Below are 19,975 nucleotides of genomic sequence, written 5' to 3'. Positions count from 1 at the left end.
TACGACGGTGATCTCACCCCGGACCCACGAGCCGCCGCCCCGCGAAGGGCCGCCGTCCACCGGCCCGGCACCCTCCGCGTCGGTCGACGAAGCGGCGCCGGACAGCTCCCCCACCCCCGGCAACCGGGGCAACTCCCCGCCATCCGGCCGCCACCACGCGATCCTGCCGTCCCGGGGCACATGGGCCGGAAGGAAGACCGCGGCGCAGGGGCGGACGAGCGCGGCGAGGGCGTCGACGTCGACCGCCGCCATCACCACCACCTCATCCGTCCCTCGGTCTTCGCTCAACCCCCTCCCGCCACCTTAAGCGAGCCCGCCCGCACCACCGCCGGACTGCGGCCCGCCAGGCACCCACCCCCCGTAAGGAAAGTTTCCTAACAGTTATCTGTCCACATCCTTGACGGGCACATGCCCTCTCGCCACCATTCCTGAGACGGCCACCGCTCACCCCCACCACGCCCAGGAGGCGGACATGTCGCGCACCCCCCGTACCGGTGAAATTCCCACCAACTCCCGCACTCACCAGGCCCGTTGGGCCGTACCCGCCGCCGCGGCCGGGGCGCTCGCGCTCGTCGGCGGTGTGCTCCTGTGGTCGCCCGCCGACGAGGCGGACGCCTCCCCGGCTCCCAGGGCCGCGTTCACCGCTGTGGCCGCGGGAGACATCGCTGAACAGTGCACCAAGAGCGACAGCCGCTGCGCGCACCCGAAGACCGCCGCGCTGGTGCAGCAGATCAACCCGCAGTTCGTGCTGACGATGGGCGACAACCAGTACGACGACGCCCGCCTGAAGGACTTCCAGAAGTACTACGCGACCACCTGGGGCGCCTTCAAGAACAAGACCCGTCCGGTGCCCGGCAATCACGAGACGTACGACCCGGCGGGCCCGCTCAAGGGCTACAAGTCGTACTTCGGGTCCGTCGCGTACCCGGACGGCAAGAGCTACTACAGCTTCGACCAGGGCAACTGGCACTTCATCGCCCTGGACTCCAACAGCTTCAACAGCGCGCAGATCAACTGGCTGAAGAAGGACCTCGCCGCCAACGGCAAGAAGTGCGTGGCCGCGTACTGGCACCACCCGCTGTACTCCTCCGGCGAGCACGGCAACAACCCGGTCGGCAAGCCGGTCTGGAAGATCCTCGACGAGGCCGGTGCCGAACTCGTCCTCGGCGGCCACGACCACCACTACGAGCGGTTCGCCCCGCAGGACGCGAACGGCAAGGCCGACGCCAACGGCATGGTGGAGCTGCTGGCGGGCACCGGCGGCGCGAACCCGTACAAGATCGAGGAAGTCCAGCCGCACAGCCAGAAGCGGATCACCAACACCCACGGCGTCGTGCGGCTCGACTTCACCGACTCCGGTTACTCCTGGAAACTCATCGGCACGGACGGGTCCACGAAGGACAGCAGTCCGTCCTACGACTGCCGCTGACCCGGCCCCGGGCTCGCGCAGATGTATCTGTCGACCACGGACGCGGTGGCCACGGCCAGGACCAAGGCCAAAGCCGAAACCAAAGCCGAAGCCGATGCCCAGCGGAGGGCCGGCACGGGCACGGGGCGCGTCACCGGCCCCGTCCTGGCCCTCGGCGCGGTCAGCCTCGTCACCGACATCTCCTCGGAGATGGTCGCCGCCGTGCTCCCGCTCTACTTCGTCCTCGGCCTCGGCCTGTCCCCGCTGGCCTTCGGCTTCCTCGACGGCCTCTACAACGGCGCCACGGCGTTCGTACGGCTCCTCGGCGGATACGCGGCCGACCGCGGCGGGCGGCACAAGCTCGTCGCGGGCTCGGGGTATCTGCTCTCCGCCCTGTCCCGGCTCGGGCTGCTGCTCGCGGGGGGCGCCACGGCCGGGATCGGGGCGGCCATCGCGGCGGACCGCCTCGGCAAGGGGGTGCGGACCGCGCCGCGGGACGCGCTGATCTCGCTGAGCAGCCCGCCGGACGGCCTCGGCCGGGCGTTCGGCGTGCACCGGGCGATGGACACCACGGGCGCGCTGCTCGGCCCGCTCGTCGCGTTCGCGCTGCTGTGGGCGACGGCGGACGCGTACGACGCGGTGTTCGTCGTCAGCTTCTGCTTCGGCCTGTTCGGGGTGCTGCTCCTGGTGGCCTTCGTACCGGGGCGGGAAGCGGCACTGACGCTCTCCGCCGGACGTCGCCGCACCTCAGCTGCGGGGGGTGCGGGGGCGGTCGGCGCAGACAGCACGGACAGCGCGGGCGGCGCGGGCAGTGCGGGCGGCACGGGCGGCAGCCCTGAGGCCACCCGCTCCCGCACCCCCAGAGCCACCCTCGCCCTCCTCCGTGTCCCCGCCTTCCGCCGCGTCTGCGCCGCCGCGGCCCTCCTCGGGGCCGCGACCATCGGTGACGCGTTCCTGTACCTCCTGCTCCAACGGCGCCTGGACTTCGCGGGGAGCTGGTTCCCGCTGCTCCCGCTCGGCACCGCGGCGGTCTATCTGCTGCTCGCCGTACCGGTGGGGCGCCTCGCCGACCGGTTCGGGCGCCGGGGTCCCTTCCTCGCGGGGCACGTCGCGCTGCTCGCCGCGTACCTCCTGCTGCTCCTGCCCACCGACGGCCGTCCGCTCCTGCTCGGGGTGCTGCTCGCGCTCGGTGTCTTCTACGCCGCGACCGACGGCGTCCTGATGGCCCTCGCGACGCCCGGCCTCCCGGAGGAGCGGCGGGCGAGCGGCATGGCGGTGCTCCAGACGGGCCAGGCGCTCAGCAGGCTCCTCGCCGCCGCTGGCTTCGGCGCCGCATGGACGCTGTGGGGCATCGGGGCCGCCCTGACCTGCGCGGTCCTCGCTCTCGTCGCCGCCCTCGCGGGCGCGGCCCTGCTGCTCCGCCCGGCAGCGGAGCCGACGCCCCTCACCCCCTCGGAAGGCACCGCATGACCCTCACCCCGCCCGAGGCCTCCACCCGTACGCGTGTCGTCGCCGTCGTGGCGGCCGCCGCGCTGCTCGCCGCGGTGGCCGTCACGTACACGGTGCGTGCCGTGCAGCAGGCCGAACCGGTCGCTTCCGGTTCGGAGTTCGCCCTCGACCCCGGCCACCTCTACTTCCGTTCGACGCAGGGGGGCGCGGGCCGCGTGGCCCGGGCGCCGCTGTCCGGCGCCGGGCCGCGCACCCCCGACGGCCCGTCCTGCGAGCGCTTCTACGCCGCCGCGGGGACCGCCCTGTGCCTGCTGCGCCGCCCGGGCATCCCGCCGAAGTCGTACGCCGTGGTCCTCGACGGGCGGCTGCGCGAGAAGCGGCGCGTCGCGCTCACCGGCATCCCCAACCGGGCGCGGGTCTCGGCGTCCGGGCGGATGCTGTCGTGGACGATGTTCACCACCGGCGACAGTTACGCGGGCGGCGACTCGTCCTTCTCCACCCGCACCTCGATCCTGGACACCCGCACCGGCTACCTGGTCAAGAACATGGAGGAGATCCCCCTCACCATCGAGGGGCGCCGCCACCACTCCCCCGACGTGAACTACTGGGGCGTGACCTTCGCCCGCGACGACAACCGCTTCTACGCCACCGTCTCGACGAAGGGGCGCACGCACCTCGTCCAGGGGGACATGCGCCAGTGGCGGGCGCGGGCCCTGCGCGAGAACGTCGAATGCCCGTCCCTGTCCCCCGACAACACGCGCCTCGCCTTCAAGAAGCGCGTCCGCGGCGGTACGAAGAACCCGTGGCGGCTGTACGTCCTCGACCTGCGGACGATGCGCGAGCACCCGCTCGCCGAGCGCCGCAGCGTCGACGACCAGGCGGCGTGGCTGGACGACGACACGCTGGCGTACGCACTGCCGCAGGGGCGGAGCACCCGCAAGCAGGACGTGTGGACGGTACGCGCCGACGGCACGGGCAGGCCCGAACTCCGTGTCCGGGGGGCGAGTTCACCAGCGGCGGTGCGCTGAAATCCGGATGCGCCCGCACCCGCCCGTCCCGCACGATGCCCCCATGCCACCCACTCCCCCGCCCCCCACACCTCCGAAGCCACCTACGCCACCCGCACCGCCCGCATCGCCCCCACCTGAAGCGCCTCCCGTGCCGCCGTCGGCCCCTCTGTTCCACCGCACCGTCGTCCCCTCCCTCTTCCCGCCCCCCGGCTACGCCCACGCGGCCGTCGTCGAAGCCGGTACGCGGCTCGCCTTCATGGCCGGCTCCGTCCCGCTCGACGCCGAGGGGAAGCTCGTCGGCGAGGGCGATCCGGTCCGCCAGGCCCAGCAGGTCGTCGCGAATCTCGACGAGGCGTTGCGCGCCGTCGGCAGCGATCCGACGCGGGTCGTGGCGAGCACGGTGTACGTGGTCGGTACCGAGCCCGGGGTGCTCTCCAAGGTGTGGGACGTGGTGCGCGCCTCCGGGCTGTTGAGCGTCGAGCCGCACACCTCGACGCTCCTCGGTGTGACGGTGCTCGGCTACCCGGGCCAGCTCGTGGAGATCACCGCCACGGCCGTCGTACCGGAGCGGGCCGCGGCGCGGAGCTGAACCGGCTCCCCCTGCCCCTGCGGTGGCGCGGCCGGAGGGGCCGTGGCGCACGCGGGGGGCGTACGCCGTCCGGGACTAGGTGTTCCGGGCGCGGTGTGCCAGGCCGAGCGCGTACTCGGGCCACCAGGTCCCCGCCGTGGGTCCGCCGCGGCAGGTGCCGTCCGACTCGCCGGGCCGTTTGACCCACAGATAGGCGTCGACCGCGGGGTCACCGGTGCGGGTGGTGGGCGGGATGCCGAGGGCGCGCCCCGGCGGGTTGCACCAGGGCTTGTCCGCCCCGGTGTAGGCGCCGCTGCCGTTGCGGCTGGTGTCGACGACGAAGTGCTTGCCGCCGCCGAGGGCGCGCGCGACGCGGTGGCCGTACTCCCTGCTCTCCTTGGTGGTGCGGTAGTTGGAGACGTTGAGGGCGAATCCGTCGGCCCTGGCGATGCCTGCCAGGCGCAGCGGTTCGACGAGGCGTTCCTCCTGCGGGATCCAGCTCGCGTTGCCCGCGTCGAGGTACACCTTGGCACCGGGCTGCTGCTTGAGGCGGGCCACGGCGTGGGCGAGCAGCCCGTACCGCTCGGAGGCGTCGGCGGCCTCGCAGCCCGCGATCTGCTGTGCGACGGCGTCGGGTTCGACGATCACGTACGCGGCACGGGTGCCGAGGCCCTTGGCGAACGCGTCGATCCACGCGCGGTAGTGGGCGGCGTCGCGGGCCCCGCCCGCCGAGTAGTCGCCGCAGTCGCGGTGCGGGATGAAGTAGGCGACGAGAACGGGGACCCGCCCCGCGGCGGCCGCCCTGTCGACGAGGGCCCGCACCAGGGCCTCCGGGCCGGGGCCGTCCTTGTTCAACCACTCCGCCTGCGCACGGCGCGCGATGCGCTCGATGAACCAGGCATCGGAAACCCGCCCACCGGCCCGCCAGGCCACGGCCTGACGGGCGGCGTGGGTGTCGGGGTTCACCCAGAACTTCCCGACGGGGGTGGGGGCGGTAACGGCCGGGGTTGCGCCTGGCGTCGAGAGGCTTGCGGAGGGCGGGTGTGCGGTGGGGGTGGTTGCCGTTGGGGTGGTTGTGGACGGGGTGCCTGGCGCCGGGGTGGTTGCGGACGGGGTGCTTGCCGCCGGGGTGCCTTCCGTCGAGGCGCCCGTCGGGGCGCTCGCCGTCGGGACGCCTGCTGTCGGGGCTCCTGCGGTGGGGGCTCCTGTGGTGGGGGCTCCTGTGGTGGGGGCTCCTGTGGTGGGGGCTCCTGTGGTGGGGGCTCCTGTGGTGGGGGCTCCTGTGGTGGGCAGGCCTGCTGCCGGGGCGCTCTCCATCGGGGGCTCTGCGGACGGGGTGCCTGCCGTCAGGGCGCCTGCCGGGGCGCTTTTCGTCGCGGCGCCTGCGGTCGGCAGGCCTGCCGCTGGGGCGCTCGCCGTCGAGGCCCCTGCGGTGGGCAGGCCTGCTGCTGGAGCGCTCGCCATCGGGGGCTCTGCGGACGGGGTGCCTGCCGTCAGGGCGCCTGCCGGGGCGCTCTTCGTCGCGGCGCCTGCGGTCGGCAGGCCTGCCGCTGGGGCGCTCGCCGTCGAGGCTCCTGCGGTGGGCAGGCCTGCTGCCGGAGCGCTCGCCATCGGGGGCTCTGCGGACGGGGTGCCTGCCGTCAGGGCGCCTGCCGGGGCGCTTTTCGTCGCGGCACCTGCGGTCGGCAGACCTGCCGCTGGGGCGCTCGCCGTCGAGGCTCCTGGGGTCAGCAGACCTGCTGCCGGAGCACGCACCGTCGGGGCGCCTGCCGCCGGTGCGCTCGCGATCGGGGCGGTTACGGTCGTCGGAGCACTTGCGGCCGGGAGGCCCGCGGACACGGCACTCGCCGCCGGGGCACCCGCAGTCCGGGCGCCCGCCGCCGGGGACCCCGCTGCCGCGCCCGCGGTGCCGGTGAGGGTGGTGGCCAGGGCGGCCGCTGCGAGGGTGGCGCGCAGCCGGGCTCGCCGCGCCTGGCGGGGGACGGTCGACAGGGTCACCGGGCGGCTCCGCTCTCTGGGCACCGAAAGCTCTAGGCTCCCCCGACCCGGCGCCCACTCACTCCACTGCCCGCACCTTTCACCCGTTCGGCCCCGCGCTCGGACACCGGCAGGGTGCTCCCCCCCACCCCATCGCGCCGGTGGCACCCGCCCTCGAACGCCGGACGGACTTCCCCGGCCACCGTACGGGCCCCCCACCCGGACGGGTCCCTCCCCGGAGCCGTCCAGCCCGCCTCGCCGAAGCCTCCAGCCCGTCCGGCGCTTGAGGACGAGGCGCGAAGCGCCGACGAGGCGGGGGTCCAGGGGGCGGCAGCCCCCTGGTTACGGTGAAGGGGCGGGCCTGGGGCGCCCCGCGAGGGCACCCACACCCCCCCCACGTTCAGCTCACCGCCGCGCCCACCGCAACGAACGCACAGATCAGCACAGCCAGAACGACGAGCAGCGGCCACACGAACCGCAGGTACTTGTCGTAGCCGACCTTCGCGAGCGCGACCCCACCGATGGTCACGGCCGTGGTCGGCACCCACAGGTTCATCCACCCACTGGCCGCGGCCCACGCGGTGACGACCACGGCCCGCGAGACGTCCGCGAAGTCGGCGAGCGGCGCGAGGATCGGCATGGCGAGGGTGGCGTGCCCGGAGGTGGACGGGATGAGGAAGGCGAGGGGCAGGTTCACCAGGAACACGATCACCGCGAACACACCCGACGACGTGCCCTTCACGACCCCCTCGATCGAGTGCAGCACGGTATCCGTGATCCGCGAATTGTTCATGATCACCGTGACGCCGCGCGCCAGGACGATGACGAGCGCGGGCGAGATGAAGTCCGCCGCACCCCGGGTGATCGTGGAGCTGAGCCCCTGCTCCCCCATCCGCGCCACCAGACCCACGAGCACCGCCGCACACAGGAAGAGGGCCGCCAGCTGCGGGAAGGACCAGCCGAGTTCGAAGCCGTACGGAGTGGCGTTCGCGTCACCCGTCAGCGCGCCCGCCCAGGGCACCACCGAGAAGATCATGAAGGCGAAGATCAGGGCGACGAGGACCAGGATCACCTTGTGCAGGCCGGTGAGTTCGGGCACCTCGCCCTTCGCCGCCTCGGCCGCCGCCCCCTCCCGGTCGCCGGGCAGGAAGCCGCTCAGGGAGCGCTCGGGGTCGGCGCGCACGCGGGTCGCGTACCGGACGACGTAGGAGACCGTGACGGCCGTGAGCACCAGCCACATCGCGAACCGCAGCACGATGCCGTCGCCGAGCGAGATGCCCGCGGCCGACGAGGCGACGCCGGTGGCGAAGGGGTTGACGGTCGAGCACAGCACGCCGATGCCCGCGCCCAGGACGATCGCGCCGACGGCGGTCATCCGGTCGTAGCCGAGCGCGAGCATCAGCGGCACGATGAGCCCGTAGAAGCCCAGTGTCTCCTCCGCGAAGCCCTCCACGGTGCCGAGGACGGAGAAGACGACCATGACGCCCGCGATGAGCATCGCGCCGCGCTCACGGAGCCGGTGGGCGAGCCGGCCGATGCCCCGGTCGAGGGCGCCGGTGGCGAACACGACGGTGATGAACGCGCCGATGGCGAGGACGAAGAGGAACACGCCCGCGCTGCCGTACAGCTCACCCGCCAGATCGGGGCCGACCTGCCCCGACGCCCCGTCCCGTACCCCGTAGAGCCCGTTGACCGGGGCGAGGAAGAGGTCGTTGAGGCGGTCGAGGAAGGACCGGTCGTCGGGGACGCGGTGGTAGCTGCCCTCGACGGGCGCGCCCTCGTCGTCGCGGTCGTAGGCCCCCGGCGGCACCAGGAAGGCGAGCAGCCACACCGCGACGGTGACGATCGCAAGGACGGTGAGGGCGCTGGGAAACGCGAACCCGCCCTGGGGAGCCGGTTCCTCGGCCCCGGGTCCGGTCGCCCTGGTGCTCACGGACGGCTCCCGTCCCCGCGGGCGGCGCAGGAGGACGCGTACGTAAGGCCGAAGGCACCGTGCGGCAACTCCGCGACCAGGGCGTTCGCCGCACCGACCGGTGTGTACGGGGGCCCGGGGCGCGCGCCCGGTGGGATCGCGGCGGCGGGGCGTGCGCGGTCGGCGCGCGGTCCGTCCGTCGGGCCGTCGGCTGTACGGGCGAGCTCTTCGGACGTCATGGGCAGCACCTCTGCATGCGGGTATGTGCGTCATTTGCCGTGAACCGCCCGAATTATCGAGTGTGCTCGCTCGCGGTTTCCGGACGGCTCGCCGGTCGGCCGCGGCCCCCGCACCGATGCCGCACTAAGGTCGGTGCATGGCCTCGGAGACTTCACCGCGCACGGGCGAGCCGGACGGCGGCTCCGTGCGTGTCGACAGCTGGATCTGGTCCGTACGCCTCGTCAAGACCCGTTCGGCGGGCGCCGCCGCCTGCAAGGGCGGCCATGTGCGGGTCAACGGCGAGCGCGTGAAGCCGGCGTACGGCGTCAAGCCCGGCGACGAGGTGCGGCTGCGCCAGGCGGGCGGCCGTGAGCGCGTCGTGATCGTGAAGCGCGCCATCCGCAAGCGGGTGGGCGCTCCCGTCGCCGTCGAGTGCTATGTGGACAACAGTCCGCCGCCGCCCCCGCGCGAAGCCGTGGCTCCCGCGGGCGTCCGCGACCGCGGCACGGGCCGCCCCACGAAGCGGGACCGCAGGGACATGGACCGGCTGCGGGCCCTCAACAGCCGCACGGGGCCGATCTCGGCCCGCCCGGCGGCCGGGGACGAGGCCGGAGCAGGGGCCGAGGCCGGGACCGAAGGGCGATAAGCGGGGCCGGGGGCCCCGCTTAGCCCGTGCCGGGTGGACCCTGGGAGCAAGGAGATGAGTTTCCATGCGCACAGGCAGTGAACCGGTGACTGCGCGCAGCCCCCTGCGCATGCGCTTCTGGTTCAGCGTCTGGGGGCTGGTCTGGGCGACCGCGGGCACGGTCGCGTTCGCACTCGCCGGACGCCCGCAGTGGGCGCTGGCGTGCGGGGTGCTGTGGCTCGTGGTCACCGTGGACACGGCGCTGGTCGTACGCCACATCCGGCAGGGTCCGCACTATCAGCCGGGGCGGGAGGTCCCGCCGTACGAACCCCCGCGCCCGGAGGGCTAGGAGGCGCCCTCGCCGTCGTCGAACCGGGCCGCCGCGAGATAGTCCGGCTGCGGGTCGAGCGCGGCCGCGAGCCGGAAGTGGCGGCGCGCCTGGTCGGGGCGTGCGGCGCGCTCATAGGTGCGGGCGAGGGCGAAGTGCGCGAACGCGTTGTCCGGCTCACGCTCCAGGACGATGCTGAACTCCAGCTCGGCGGCGCGCAGTTGGGCCGAGGCGAAGAAGGCGCGGGCACGCAGGAGGCGCGCCGCGGTGTTCTCCGGGTGGGCTGCGATCACGGAGTCCAGCAGCTTCACCGCACCCCGCGGGTCCCGGGCGGCGAGCAGCTGCTCGGCCGCGCGGAAGTCGATGACATGGCTCTCCGGGCTGCTTTCGGGCACGCCGGACTCCTTCCCTCGCTCCCCAGGGCCAACACTCGCCGCCGCCCCGCGTATTCCGGGGCCCGCGGCCCCGGTACGGCGAACCGGCCGACAGGTTCTAGGCGGACCGTGCCCGGTTCCGCAGGTCCTGCCACACCTCGTCCACGCGGGGCGGCAGCTTCTCCAGGGTGCCGTCGTTGTCGACGACGATGTCGGCGATCTCCAGGCGCTGCTCCCTGGTGGCCTGGGCGGCCATCCGGGCACGGGCGCCGTCCTCGGTCATGCCGCGCAGCCGCACCAGGCGGTCGAGTTGGGTCTCGGTCCTCGCGTCGACGACGACCACGACGTCGTACAGCGGCGCAAGACCGTTCTCCGTGAGCAGCGGCACGTCGTGCACGACCACCGCGTCCTCGTCGGCCTCGGCCGCGGCCCGCTCCAGTTCCGCGGAGCGCGCCCCGACCAGGGGGTGCACGATCGCGTTGAGCGCGGCCAGCTTCCCGGGGTCGGCAAAGACGATCGCGCCGAGCTTCGGGCGGTCCAGGGCGCCGCCGGCGTCCAGGACGTCCGCGCCGAACTCGGCGACGACCGCGGCCAGGCCCTCGGTGCCGGGCGCCACCACCTCGCGGGCGATCCGGTCGGCGTCGACGAGCACGGCGCCGCGCTCCACGAGCAGCCGTGACACTTCACTCTTGCCGGCACCGATCCCGCCGGTCAGCCCCACTTTCAGCATGCCCGGCAGCTTAGGCGATGTCACACCTGGCGAGACTGCCACGTCGCGCCTAGCCGTCGCCCTCCCGCTCGGCGAGGAACCGCTCGAACTCGCGGCCGATCTCGTCGGCGGACGGTATCTCCGCGGGCTCCGCGAGCATGTTGCCGCGCCCTTCGGCTCCCGCGGCGGCGTCGTACTGGTGCTCGAGTCCCTGGACCAGGGCGACCAGTTCCTCGTCGCCCTCCTGGACCTGCCGGTCGATCTCGGTCTGGGTGCGGTGCGCCTCGGTGCGCAGGGTGTGCGCGATGCCGGGCAGGACCAGGCCGGTGGCGGCGGTGATCGCCTCCAGGACGGTCAGGGCGGCGTCGGGGTAGGCCGAGCGCGCGATGTAGTGCGGCACGTGGGCGGCGACGCCGAGCACGTCGTGGCCGGCCTCCGCGAGGCGGTACTCCACGAGCGCCTCCGCGCTGCCCGGCACCTGCGCCTCGTCGAAGGGGCTCGCGTGGCCAGGGACGAGATCCGTGCGGTTGCCGTGCGGGGTGAGGCCGACGGGGCGCGTGTGCGGTACGCCCATGGGGATGCCGTGGAAGTTCACCGCGAGCCGCACATGGAGGCGTTCGACGATCTCCCTGACGGCCGCGGCGAACCGCTCCCACTCGATGTCCGGCTCGGGGCCGGAGAGCAGCAGGAAGGGCGCGCCGGTGGCGTCCTGGAGGAGCCGCACGTCGAGCGTCGGCACCTCGTAGTCGCTCCAGCGGTCGCGCTTGAAGGTGAGCAGCGGGCGCCGGGCGCGGTAGTCCACGAGGCGGTCGTGGTCGAAGCGCGCCACGACCTGCCCGGGGAGGCTGTCCACGAGGCGCTCGACGACCTGGTCGCCGGTCTCGCCCGCGTCGATGTATCCGTCGAAGTGGTAGAGCATGACCAGGCCGGCCGACTCCTGGGCGAGCGCCATGTCGACGACGGCGAGGCCCTTCGGCTCCCATGCGTACAAACCCTGCGGATCAAGCACTGTGACCGCTCCTCCTCGTGTTCATTGAGCAGAACACGTGCCGCCGGGCCCGCATTCCCAGCCTTGCCGCGCATTCACGGCCCCCCACCGACCACCTTGACGCGAACATGCCTCACCCTTACCGTCACGAGGCAGTCACGTGTTCATACTGGCGCCTCAAGTTCACGTACACGAACTCCATGTCCGCTCGACCGACGGGAAGGCAACCCCACGATGCGCACCCGCTTCCTCATCGCCGCACTCGCCTCCACCGCCGCCACGGGAGTCCTCGCGGCGGCCGCGTACGCGAATCCGGCGCCCTTGGCCGCTCCCCGACCGGCGGCCGTCATCGAGGTCTCCACGGCCGCCCAGCTCAAGGCCGCGCTCGGCTCGGCCGGTCCGGGCGACACCGTCCATCTCGCCGACGGCACGTACACCGGCAACTTCAAGACCTCCGTGGCTGCGGAACCCGGCTCCCGGATCACCCAGACCGGCTCGCCCAGGGCCGTGCTCAAGGCCGGGGGCGGCTACGGGCTGCACCTCGACGGCGCCTCGTACTGGACCGTCAAGGGCATCACCGTCACCGGCGGCCAGAAAGGCATCATGATCGACTCCGCGAGGGGGGTCGTGGTGGACGGCGTGACGGTCCACCACCTCGCCATGGAGGGCGTGCACTTCCGCAAGTCGAGCCCCGACGGCGTGATCAGGAACTCGAGGATCCACGACACGGGCAACGACAACCGCGGCATGGGCGAGGGCGTGTACGTGGGCAGCGCCAACACGCTCTCCGACAAGAGCGACAACGTACAGATCCTGGACAACGTCATCGGCCCGGACGTCGGCGGTGAGGCCGTCGACCTCAAGGAGGGTACGAAGGGCGGCCGGGTGTCGGGCAACACCTTCGACGGCAGCGGCCTGACCGGCAACAACTACGACGATTCCTGGATCGACGTCAAGGGCAACAACTACGTCATCGAGAACAACACCGGCAAGAACACCACGAACAACGGCTTCGAGACGCACACCCAGCAGCCGGGCTGGGGCTGCGGCACCGTCTTCCGCGGCAACAAGGCGGACCTGACGGGCGCGTCCGGCGACAAGCGGCTGGCCATCAACGTGGCGAACGACAGCGCCGGTTGCCGGACGACGGTGTACGCGAGCAACACGGTGAAAGGCGGCAGGGGACTCACGAACATTCCTGTGACGCCGGGTCGTCGTTGACTCCCGGGTAGACGTTCCCGTAGGTCCAGCATCCGGAAGCTGGAGCCCCGGCACGAAAACGCACCGGCCCCGGGAACGGAAAAGCACTGTGGGCCCGCACCGATCGGTGCGGGCCCACAGTCTTCAGCTACTGCCTAGGCAGAGCGACGCCAGGTCAGCTCTGGCCTCCGGCGAGCTTCTCGCGCAGCGCGGCGAGCGCCTCGTCCGACGCCAGGGCGCCGGAGTTGTCGTCCGACTCCGAGGAGTACGAACCGCCGCCGCCACCGCCGCCACCGGTGCCGGCGGCCGGAGCCGCGCCACCGGGAGCGGCCGCACCCTCGGCCTCGGCCTGGGCGTCCGCCTCGCGGGACTTGATGACCTGGGCCTGGTGCTGCTCGAAGCGCTGCTGCGCCTCGGCGTACTGGCCCTCCCAAGCCTCGCGCTGGGTCTCGAAGCCCTCGAGCCAGTCGTTGGTCTCGGGGTCGAAGCCCTCGGGGTAGATGTAGTTGCCCTGGTCGTCGTAGGACGCGGCCATGCCGTACAGGGTCGGGTCGAACTCGACGGCCGACGGGTCGGCGCCGAAGGACTCGTTGGCCTGCTTCAGCGACAGCGAGATCCGGCGACGCTCGAGGTCGATGTCGATGACCTTGACGAAGATCTCGTCGTTGACCTGGACGACCTGCTCCGGGATCTCGACGTGGCGCTCGGCCAGCTCGGAGATGTGGACCAGGCCCTCGATGCCCTCGTCGACGCGCACGAACGCACCGAACGGAACGAGCTTGGTGACCTTGCCGGGGACGACCTGCCCGATCTGGTGCGTACGGGCGAACTGCTGCCACGGGTCTTCCTGGGTCGCCTTGAGCGACAGGGAGACACGCTCGCGGTCCATGTCCACGTCGAGGACCTCGACGGTGACTTCCTGGCCGACCTCGACAACCTCGGAGGGGTGGTCGATGTGCTTCCAGGAGAGCTCGGAGACGTGGACGAGACCGTCGACGCCACCGAGGTCCACGAACGCACCGAAGTTGACGATCGAGGAAACGACGCCGGAGCGGACCTGGCCCTTCTGCAGGGTCGTGAGGAAGGTCTGGCGGACCTCGCTCTGGGTCTGCTCGAGCCAGGCACGGCGGGACAGGACCACGTTGTTGCGGTTCTTGTCCAGCTCGATGATCTTGGCCTCGAGCTCCTTGCCCACGTAGGGCTGGAGGTCGCGGACGCGGCGCATCTCGACAAGGGAGGCCGGCAGGAAGCCACGGAGGCCGATGTCGAGGATGAGACCACCCTTGACGACCTCGATGACGGTACCGGTGACGATCCCGTCCTCTTCCTTGATCTTCTCGATGGTGCCCCAGGCACGCTCGTACTGGGCGCGCTTCTTCGAGAGGATCAGGCGGCCTTCCTTGTCCTCCTTCTGAAGGACAAGGGCCTCGATCTCGTCACCGACGGCGACGACCTCGTTCGGGTCGACGTCGTGCTTGATGGAGAGCTCGCGGCTCGGGATGACGCCTTCGGTCTTGTAACCGATGTCGAGCAGGACCTCGTCCCGGTCGACCTTCACGATGACGCCGTCGACGATGTCGCCGTCGTTGAAGTACTTGATCGTCTCGTCGATCGCGGCGAGGAAGGCTTCCTCGTTACCGATGTCGTTGACCGCAACCTGCGGGGTGGTGGCGGTGGTCTCGGTGCTGCTCGTCATGTGGGAAAGGGCTCCGGTACGGACATTGAAGTCGTAGGTACTGCTTACGCCGGAGCCCGTTTCGCTCTGCAGAAGCCGGACAGCTTAGGAGACGCCGACTTCCTTGGTTCCCGAAGGAAACGGAAAGCGCCTCGACAACCGAGGGGACATACAACAGACGCGAGCGCAACCTGCTATGTCTGAGGAACGCAGGCCCGCAGCGCAACTTGTAGCATACGGGGGCTGCGGTACAGGGTCAATGCGCGAAGGCGCACACCCGGGGCGGATCCCCGCATTCCCGGCACAAAACCTGTTGCCAGAGGCCACACGGGGCGCAGTACGCCCTGCCGCGCCGCATCCCGGGAGCCCCTCGCGGCACGTGCCGCCCCCGGGGGCACGGACCGGCACAGTACGACGTATGGAGCGGATCATCCAAGAGCACGAGGCACCCGGACCGTACGGGGCACCCGACCCCGAACCCGCCGCGACCCGACGCGACGCGGACGTCACCGAGAGCAGCCGCGCCAGCCGGGGCTGGTGGGACAGGAACGCCGACGACTACCAGATCGAGCACGGCACCTTCCTCGGGGACGACCGGTTCGTGTGGGGCCCGGAGGGGCTCGACGAGGTCGAGGCGGAGCTGCTCGGCCCGCCCGAGGAGCTGGCCGGCAAGGACGTCCTGGAGATCGGCGCCGGCGCGGCCCAGTGCTCGCGCTGGCTGGCCGCGCAGGGCGCGAGGCCGGTGGCCCTCGACCTGTCCCACCGCCAGCTCCAGCACGCGCTGCGGATCGACGCGGAGCGGATCGGTGCGGTGCGGGCCGGTGCGGAGCGGGACGACGCCGGGCAGGTTCCCGCCGGGCAGGTCACCGCCGAGCAGGCAGACGCCGGGCGGGCCGGGGTGCCGCTGGTCCAGGCCGACGCGGGCGCGCTGCCGTTCGCGGACGGCTCCTTCGACCTCGCCTGCTCCGCGTACGGGGCGCTGCCGTTCGTCGCGGACCCGGTGCGGGTCCTGCGGGACGTGCACCGGGTCCTGCGGCCCGGCGGCCGCTTCGTCTTCTCCGTGTCGCACCCGGTGCGCTGGGCGTTCCCCGACGAGCCGGGTCCCGAGGGCCTGTCGGTCGCGGCCTCGTACTTCGACCGCACTCCGTACGTCGAGCAGGACGAGCAGGGGCGCGCGGTGTACGTGGAGCACCACCGGACGCTCGGGGACCGGGTGCGGGACGTGGTCGCGGGCGGCTTCCGGCTCGTGGACCTGGTGGAGCCGGAGTGGCCCGCGTGGAACACCCAGGAGTGGGGCGGGTGGTCGCCGCTGCGCGGGAACCTGATCCCGGGGACGGCGATCTTCGTGTGCGTGCGGGACTGAGGCGCGTTCCGGGCTCGACCCCGTACGCGACCGAGGCGCTTTCCCGGCCCGCCCGGTGGCGTACGAGACTGGGCGGGTGATCCGTGACGCCGCTCTGAACCTGCCCGTGCGCGAGGCGCTGCCCGCGCTGCGCGACGCCCTGGAGGGGCCGGGTGCCGCCGTCCTGTGCGCGCCGCCCGGCACCGGCAAGACCACCCTCGTACCGCTCGCGCTCGCCGGGCTCACCGCGGACGGCGCGGACGGGGGCGGTCCGGTGCGCCGGGTCGTGGTCGCCGAGCCCCGGCGCATCGCCGCCCGGGCCGCCGCACGGCGGATGGCGTGGCTGCTCGGCGAGCAGGTCGGGCAGCGCGTCGGCTACACGGTGCGCGGCGAACGCGTGGTGGGGCCGCAGGCGCGCGTGGAGGTCGTCACGACCGGGGTGCTGCTCCAGCGCCTCCAGCGGGACCCGGAGCTCGCCGGTGTGGACGCCGTCGTGATCGACGAGTGCCACGAGCGGCACCTGGACGCCGATACGGTCGCGGCCTTCCTGGTCGACGTGCGCGAGGCGCTGCGCCCGGAGCTGAAGCTGATCGCGGCGTCGGCGACCACGGACGCGCAGGGGTGGGCGCGGGTCCTCGGCGGCGCCCCCGTGGTGACGGCCGCCGGGACCGCGCACCCCGTGGAGGTGGTGTGGGCGCCGCCCGCACGCCCCGTACGGCCACCGCACGGGACGCGTGTCGACCCGGCGCAGCTCACGCATGTCGCCGCCGTGGTGCGGCGGGCCCTGCGGGAGCGCACGGGGGACGTGCTGTGTTTCCTGCCCGGAGTGGGGGAGATCGGGCGCGTGGCGGCACAGCTGGAGGCCGGGGGCGAGGTGGACGGCGCGGGCGGTGTCGAGGTGCTTCAGGTGCACGGGCGGGCGCCCGCGGCGGTGCAGGACGCGGTGCTCGCGGGCGGTACGCGGCGCCGGGTCGTCCTCGCCACGTCCGTGGCCGAGTCGTCCCTGACGGTGCCGGGTGTGCGGGTGGTGGTGGACTCCGGCCTCGCGAGGGAGCCGCGCGTCGACCACGCGCGGGGGCTCTCCTCGCTGGTGACGGTGCGGGCTTCGCAGGCGTCCGGGCGGCAGCGGGCGGGGCGCGCCGGGCGGGAGGCGCCGGGGGCGGTGTACCGGTGCTGGGCGGAGGCGGAGGACGTCCGGCTCCCCCGGTTCCCCGCGCCGGAGATCAAGGTGGCGGACCTGACCGCGTTCGCGCTCCAGGCAGCGTGCTGGGGGGACCCCGGGGCGGCCGGGCTCGCCCTCCTGGACGCGCCGCCCGCGGGGGCGATGGCCGCCGCGCGGGACGTCCTCGCCGCGATCGGGGCGGTGGACGCGGGGACGGGGCGGGTCACCGACCGGGGGGTGCGGCTGTCCCGGGCCGGGGTGCATCCCCGGCTCGCCCGGGCGCTGCTGGACGCGGCGCCGCGGGTCGGCTCGCGGCGGGCCGCGGAGGTGGTCGCTCTGCTCAGCGAGGAGCCTCCCCGTGCGTACGGGGACGACCTCGCCGGGGTGTTGCGGGGCGCGCGGCGCGGGGGTGACGCGTACGCGGCACGCTGGCGCCGGGAGACCTCCCGCCTCACGGCGTCCGCCGACTCGTCCTCGCCTCTCTCGTCCTCGCCTCTCTCGTCCTCACCTCTCTCGTCCTCGTCCGGCAGCTCCGCATCGGGGTCCGCGCCTTCGGCGCGGAGTGTCCCCCACCCAGCCACCCGTGAACGCGGGCCTGAGCCCGAACCGGAAGCGGGGGGTCCTGGCGTTGCGGGCGGGGCTTCGCAGGTCGGGGACGCGTCCGGCACCTCGGGCAGGAACGGGACCGGTGCCGCGAGCGGAGGTGCGGGACGGGTTGGAGCCCGGGGCCCGGGGGACGATCTCGTGGTCGGGAGTGTCGTCGCGCTGGGGTTTCCCGAGCGGGTCGCCCGGCGGCAGGAGGACGGTACGTATCTGATGGTCGGGGGGACCCGGGCCGAGGTGGGTGCGGGGTCGGGGCTCGCGGGGGCGCCCTGGATCGCGGTCGCGGTGGCCAACAGGCCCGCCGGTGCGGGGCACGCGCGGGTGCGGCTCGCAGCCGTGGTCGACGAGGACACGGCCCGCGCCGCCGCCGCGCCGCTGCACACCGAGCGGGACGAGGTGGCCTGGGCCGACGGCGACCTGCTCGCCCGGCACGTGGAGCGGCTCGGCGCGGTGGAGCTCGCGGTGCGCCCGCTCAGGAACCCGGACCCCGGACTCGTACGGGACGGGCTCCTTCAGGGGCTGCGGCGTGCGGGGCTCGGGCTGCTGCGCTGGGACCGGGACGGCGAGGCGTTGCGCGAGCGGCTGCGGTTCCTGCACCGCCACCTCGGCGCCCCCTGGCCCGACGTGTCCGACGACGCGCTCCTCGACGGGGCCGACGGCTGGCTCGAACCGGAGCTCGGCCGCGCCCGGCGCCGCGCAGACCTCGGCCGCATCGACGCGGGCCGGGCCCTGACGCGGCTGCTGCCGTGGGCCACCGGCGAGGCGGCGCGCCTCGACGAACTGGCGCCCGAGCGCGTCGCCGTACCGAGCGGATCACGGATCAGGGTGGACTACACCAACCCCGAACAGCCCGTGCTCGCCGTCAAGTTGCAGGAGATGTTCGGGCTCGACGACACTCCGCGGGTGGCGGGCGTGCCGCTGCTCGTGCACCTGCTGTCGCCCGCGGGCCGCCCGGCCGCGGTGACCGCCGACCTCGCCTCGTTCTGGCGCGACGGCTACCGCTCCGTGCGCGCGGAACTGCGCGGCCGCTACCCGCGGCACCCGTGGCCCGAGGACCCCGCGACGGCGGCGCCGACCCGGCACACCAAGGCCCGGCAGGAGCGGTCCTGAGCCACCGCCCGCCGCCGCGTGCTCACACGTCGGCGGGCTGCGGCTCCGGGGCCCGGTCGGCCGTGGGGGCCGGATCGCCGGGGCGGCGGCCGCGGGCCTCGAGCCACAGGGCGAGGGCCAGGAGCAGCGCGGCGCCGACGAGCAGGCCCCACGGCAGGTACGAGGTCATGAGCAGGACGAGGACCCGCTGGGACTTGACCAGGTCGACGGTGTCCCGGATGTAGTCCTCGCGCATCTTCACGTGCCCGAAGAACGCGGTGACCTTGTCCCGGTCGCCGAGGAGGGTGCCGCCCCGCAGCTCCTCCCGGTGGATCTCCTCGCCGTACACGGGCGCTCCCGTGGTGGGTTCGACCCAGAACTTGCGGACCGTGGTGTACCAGCGCGTCGTACCCGTTCCGGCGATGGACCGCGGGGTGATGCCCTTGACGGGGAGCGTCTTGGGCAGGGGGACCTCGGTCCAGGGGATGGTCTGTTCGAAGTAGTAGACGTCGACGCCGCGGAACTTCCGTGTGCCCTGGTAGTGGATGGGCTTGGTGACGCGGGCCTGCGCGTCGAAGTAGGCGTAGTCCCGCTTCTCGGTCAGGAAGGGCCACTTGAACTCGATGCCCTCCCGCTCGACGGGGTCGCCGTCGACCATCTCGCCGGTGGCGTGGACGGGTTCCTGGCTGTGGGCGTCGAAGATGTACCGCTCGGGGATCTTGGAGACCATCTTCCCGTCGGGACCCTGGATGTAGGAGAGGCCGTCCCAGACCACGACGTCCCGCGAGGAGTCCCCGTCGTTCCTCTCGATCTTCTCGGACGCCTCGACGTTGCCCTTGAGGGTCTGTACGACGGTGATCTTCGGGACCTTCCTGGCCTTCATCGTGGCGTAGTCGATGAGGGTCGCGGGCTTCGCCTCCAGGACCATCGTCTGGTACCGGCCGGCGGGGACCTTGACCAGGCGGGGGAAGGCGTACCAGCGCAGCAGGGGGGACATGGCCGCGCAGAAGACGGCGAGGGCGAGCAGGACCAGGCCGGCCTTGCGGCGCATCTCGGCCCTCCCTACGGGTGCTCGGGGACGGTGGTGAGCAGCGGTTCGGGCGAGGTGTCGCCGGTCGGGGCGCCGATGGCGGTGACCGTGAGGACCAGGGCCAGGGCGGCGGCGAGCCCGACGGCCGCGGCGACGAGGGCACGCATACGGGGCCTCCCGAAGAACTGACTGTGCGTCAGGGCGGGGGCACCGTAGCAACGTGCGGGCCAGATGAGAACACGTCGCACACGAAACCGCCCCAGGCCCCGGGGGGGCTGGAGGCGGTTCGCGTGCTGCGTCGGGATCG

The 19,975-nt window shown here is 73.1% G+C and carries 18 protein-coding genes; 9 read left to right on the top strand and 9 right to left on the bottom strand.

The features are described from left to right. Positions 1-472: 472 nt before the first annotated feature. From ACH4DX_RS05140 to ACH4DX_RS05125, 4 genes are all read left to right on the top strand, one after another. Positions 473-1,429: a metallophosphoesterase family protein gene (locus ACH4DX_RS05140; protein ID WP_398154020.1), complete on the top strand. Its 957-nt coding sequence runs from the start codon at positions 473-475 to the stop codon at positions 1,427-1,429. A 21-nt stretch (positions 1,430-1,450) separates the two neighbouring features. Continuing rightward, entirely contained in the window at positions 1,451-2,878 is a 1,428-nt protein-coding gene (locus tag ACH4DX_RS05135; RefSeq protein WP_398154019.1) for an MFS transporter, read from the top strand. Continuing rightward, the gene (locus ACH4DX_RS05130) at positions 2,875-3,885 is read left to right on the top strand and encodes a hypothetical protein (RefSeq protein WP_398117921.1); all 1,011 of its coding nucleotides are present in this window, start codon (positions 2,875-2,877) and stop codon (positions 3,883-3,885) included. The genes ACH4DX_RS05135 and ACH4DX_RS05130 overlap by 4 nt, the downstream gene beginning before the upstream one ends. A gap of 148 nt (positions 3,886-4,033) precedes the next feature. Further along, the gene (locus tag ACH4DX_RS05125) at positions 4,034-4,456 is read left to right on the top strand and encodes a RidA family protein (RefSeq protein ID WP_398154183.1); all 423 of its coding nucleotides are present in this window, start codon (positions 4,034-4,036) and stop codon (positions 4,454-4,456) included. Positions 4,457-4,531: 75 nt separating this feature from the next. Here the strand turns inward: ACH4DX_RS05125 and ACH4DX_RS05120 are convergent, their stop codons facing one another. The 3 genes from ACH4DX_RS05120 to ACH4DX_RS05110 form a co-directional block, all read right to left on the bottom strand. Continuing rightward, the gene (locus tag ACH4DX_RS05120) at positions 4,532-5,401 is read right to left on the bottom strand and encodes a glycoside hydrolase family 6 protein (protein ID WP_398154018.1); all 870 of its coding nucleotides are present in this window, start codon (positions 5,399-5,401) and stop codon (positions 4,532-4,534) included. Between the two features lie 1,411 nt (positions 5,402-6,812). Further along, positions 6,813-8,345, bottom strand: a complete 1,533-nt coding sequence (locus ACH4DX_RS05115; protein WP_398154017.1) for a YfcC family protein — start codon at positions 8,343-8,345, stop codon at positions 6,813-6,815. After that, complete coding sequence (locus ACH4DX_RS05110) at positions 8,342-8,563, bottom strand: hypothetical protein (RefSeq protein WP_398154016.1); 222 nt, start codon at positions 8,561-8,563, stop codon at positions 8,342-8,344. The genes ACH4DX_RS05115 and ACH4DX_RS05110 overlap by 4 nt, the downstream gene beginning before the upstream one ends. A 137-nt stretch (positions 8,564-8,700) precedes the next feature. Between ACH4DX_RS05110 and ACH4DX_RS05105 the strand changes: the two genes are divergently transcribed. Both ACH4DX_RS05105 and ACH4DX_RS05100 read left to right on the top strand, forming a co-directional pair. Beyond that, the gene (locus tag ACH4DX_RS05105) at positions 8,701-9,189 is read left to right on the top strand and encodes an RNA-binding S4 domain-containing protein (protein ID WP_398154015.1); all 489 of its coding nucleotides are present in this window, start codon (positions 8,701-8,703) and stop codon (positions 9,187-9,189) included. Between the two features lie 64 nt (positions 9,190-9,253). Beyond that, complete coding sequence (locus tag ACH4DX_RS05100; protein WP_398117909.1) at positions 9,254-9,517, top strand: DUF6343 family protein; 264 nt, start codon at positions 9,254-9,256, stop codon at positions 9,515-9,517. Here the strand turns inward: ACH4DX_RS05100 and ACH4DX_RS05095 are convergent. The 3 genes from ACH4DX_RS05095 to ACH4DX_RS05085 all read right to left on the bottom strand — a co-directional run bounded on the left by ACH4DX_RS05095 (position 9,514) and on the right by ACH4DX_RS05085 (position 11,588). Then, a complete protein-coding gene (locus tag ACH4DX_RS05095) occupies positions 9,514-9,891 on the bottom strand; it encodes a tetratricopeptide repeat protein (RefSeq protein ID WP_398117907.1) in 378 nt (125 codons plus the stop codon). The two genes, ACH4DX_RS05100 and ACH4DX_RS05095, sit on opposite strands and share 4 nt — an antisense overlap. 97 nt (positions 9,892-9,988) lie before the next feature. After that, positions 9,989-10,600 (bottom strand): dephospho-CoA kinase, encoded by a 612-nt coding sequence (coaE, locus tag ACH4DX_RS05090; RefSeq protein WP_398154014.1) that lies wholly within the window; start codon positions 10,598-10,600, stop codon positions 9,989-9,991. 49 nt (positions 10,601-10,649) lie between these two features. Continuing rightward, positions 10,650-11,588 carry a PAC2 family protein gene (locus ACH4DX_RS05085; RefSeq protein WP_398117903.1) on the bottom strand — a complete coding sequence of 313 codons (939 nt, stop codon included), beginning with the start codon at positions 11,586-11,588 and terminating at the stop codon, positions 10,650-10,652. Positions 11,589-11,801: 213 nt separating this feature from the next. Between ACH4DX_RS05085 and ACH4DX_RS05080 the strand changes: the two genes are divergently transcribed. Then, positions 11,802-12,788, top strand: coding sequence for a right-handed parallel beta-helix repeat-containing protein (locus tag ACH4DX_RS05080; protein ID WP_398154013.1), 987 nt, complete (start codon positions 11,802-11,804; stop codon positions 12,786-12,788). Between the two features lie 154 nt (positions 12,789-12,942). On the opposite strand, the gene rpsA is transcribed toward ACH4DX_RS05080, so the two are convergent. After that, positions 12,943-14,463: a 30S ribosomal protein S1 gene (rpsA, locus tag ACH4DX_RS05075; protein ID WP_398117901.1), complete on the bottom strand. Its 1,521-nt coding sequence runs from the start codon at positions 14,461-14,463 to the stop codon at positions 12,943-12,945. A gap of 292 nt (positions 14,464-14,755) precedes the next feature. Between rpsA and ACH4DX_RS05070 the strand changes: the two genes are divergently transcribed. Both ACH4DX_RS05070 and ACH4DX_RS05065 read left to right on the top strand, forming a co-directional pair. Further along, a complete protein-coding gene (locus tag ACH4DX_RS05070) occupies positions 14,756-15,805 on the top strand; it encodes a methyltransferase domain-containing protein (RefSeq protein ID WP_398154012.1) in 1,050 nt (349 codons plus the stop codon). Between the two features lie 76 nt (positions 15,806-15,881). Next, the gene (locus ACH4DX_RS05065) at positions 15,882-18,659 is read left to right on the top strand and encodes an ATP-dependent RNA helicase (protein WP_398154011.1); all 2,778 of its coding nucleotides are present in this window, start codon (positions 15,882-15,884) and stop codon (positions 18,657-18,659) included. A gap of 22 nt (positions 18,660-18,681) precedes the next feature. Here ACH4DX_RS05065 and ACH4DX_RS05060 read toward each other — a convergent pair whose 3' ends face one another. Both ACH4DX_RS05060 and ACH4DX_RS05055 read right to left on the bottom strand, forming a co-directional pair. Further along, positions 18,682-19,689 (bottom strand): DUF3068 domain-containing protein, encoded by a 1,008-nt coding sequence (locus ACH4DX_RS05060; RefSeq protein ID WP_398154010.1) that lies wholly within the window; start codon positions 19,687-19,689, stop codon positions 18,682-18,684. A gap of 11 nt (positions 19,690-19,700) precedes the next feature. After that, complete coding sequence (locus tag ACH4DX_RS05055; RefSeq protein WP_398154009.1) at positions 19,701-19,835, bottom strand: SPW_0924 family protein; 135 nt, start codon at positions 19,833-19,835, stop codon at positions 19,701-19,703. Between the last annotated feature and the right edge of the window lie 140 nt (positions 19,836-19,975).

It is taken from the genome of Streptomyces sp. NPDC017940 (assembly GCF_044328435.1).
GTDB lineage: Bacteria > Actinomycetota > Actinomycetes > Streptomycetales > Streptomycetaceae > Streptomyces.
Note: the sequence above shows the minus strand (reverse complement) of the source record. Positions and strands in the feature narration are given on the sequence as shown.

Bases quoted from the DNA above. Each gene is read 5' to 3' on its own strand.
- ACH4DX_RS05060 (WP_398154010.1), bottom strand. From the start codon at position 19,689: ATGCGCCGCAAGGCCGGCCTGGTCCTGCTCGCCCTCGCCGTCTTCTGC.
- ACH4DX_RS05140 (WP_398154020.1), top strand. From the start codon at position 473: ATGTCGCGCACCCCCCGTACCGGTGAAATTCCCACCAACTCCCGCACT.
- ACH4DX_RS05135 (WP_398154019.1), top strand. From the start codon at position 1,451: ATGTATCTGTCGACCACGGACGCGGTGGCCACGGCCAGGACCAAGGCC.
- ACH4DX_RS05100 (WP_398117909.1), top strand. From the start codon at position 9,254: ATGCGCACAGGCAGTGAACCGGTGACTGCGCGCAGCCCCCTGCGCATG.
- ACH4DX_RS05105 (WP_398154015.1), top strand. From the start codon at position 8,701: ATGGCCTCGGAGACTTCACCGCGCACGGGCGAGCCGGACGGCGGCTCC.
- ACH4DX_RS05055 (WP_398154009.1), bottom strand. From the start codon at position 19,835: ATGCGTGCCCTCGTCGCCGCGGCCGTCGGGCTCGCCGCCGCCCTGGCC.
- ACH4DX_RS05130 (WP_398117921.1), top strand. From the start codon at position 2,875: ATGACCCTCACCCCGCCCGAGGCCTCCACCCGTACGCGTGTCGTCGCC.
- coaE (WP_398154014.1), bottom strand. From the start codon at position 10,600: ATGCTGAAAGTGGGGCTGACCGGCGGGATCGGTGCCGGCAAGAGTGAA.
- ACH4DX_RS05110 (WP_398154016.1), bottom strand. From the start codon at position 8,563: ATGACGTCCGAAGAGCTCGCCCGTACAGCCGACGGCCCGACGGACGGA.
- rpsA (WP_398117901.1), bottom strand. From the start codon at position 14,463: ATGACGAGCAGCACCGAGACCACCGCCACCACCCCGCAGGTTGCGGTC.
- ACH4DX_RS05080 (WP_398154013.1), top strand. From the start codon at position 11,802: ATGCGCACCCGCTTCCTCATCGCCGCACTCGCCTCCACCGCCGCCACG.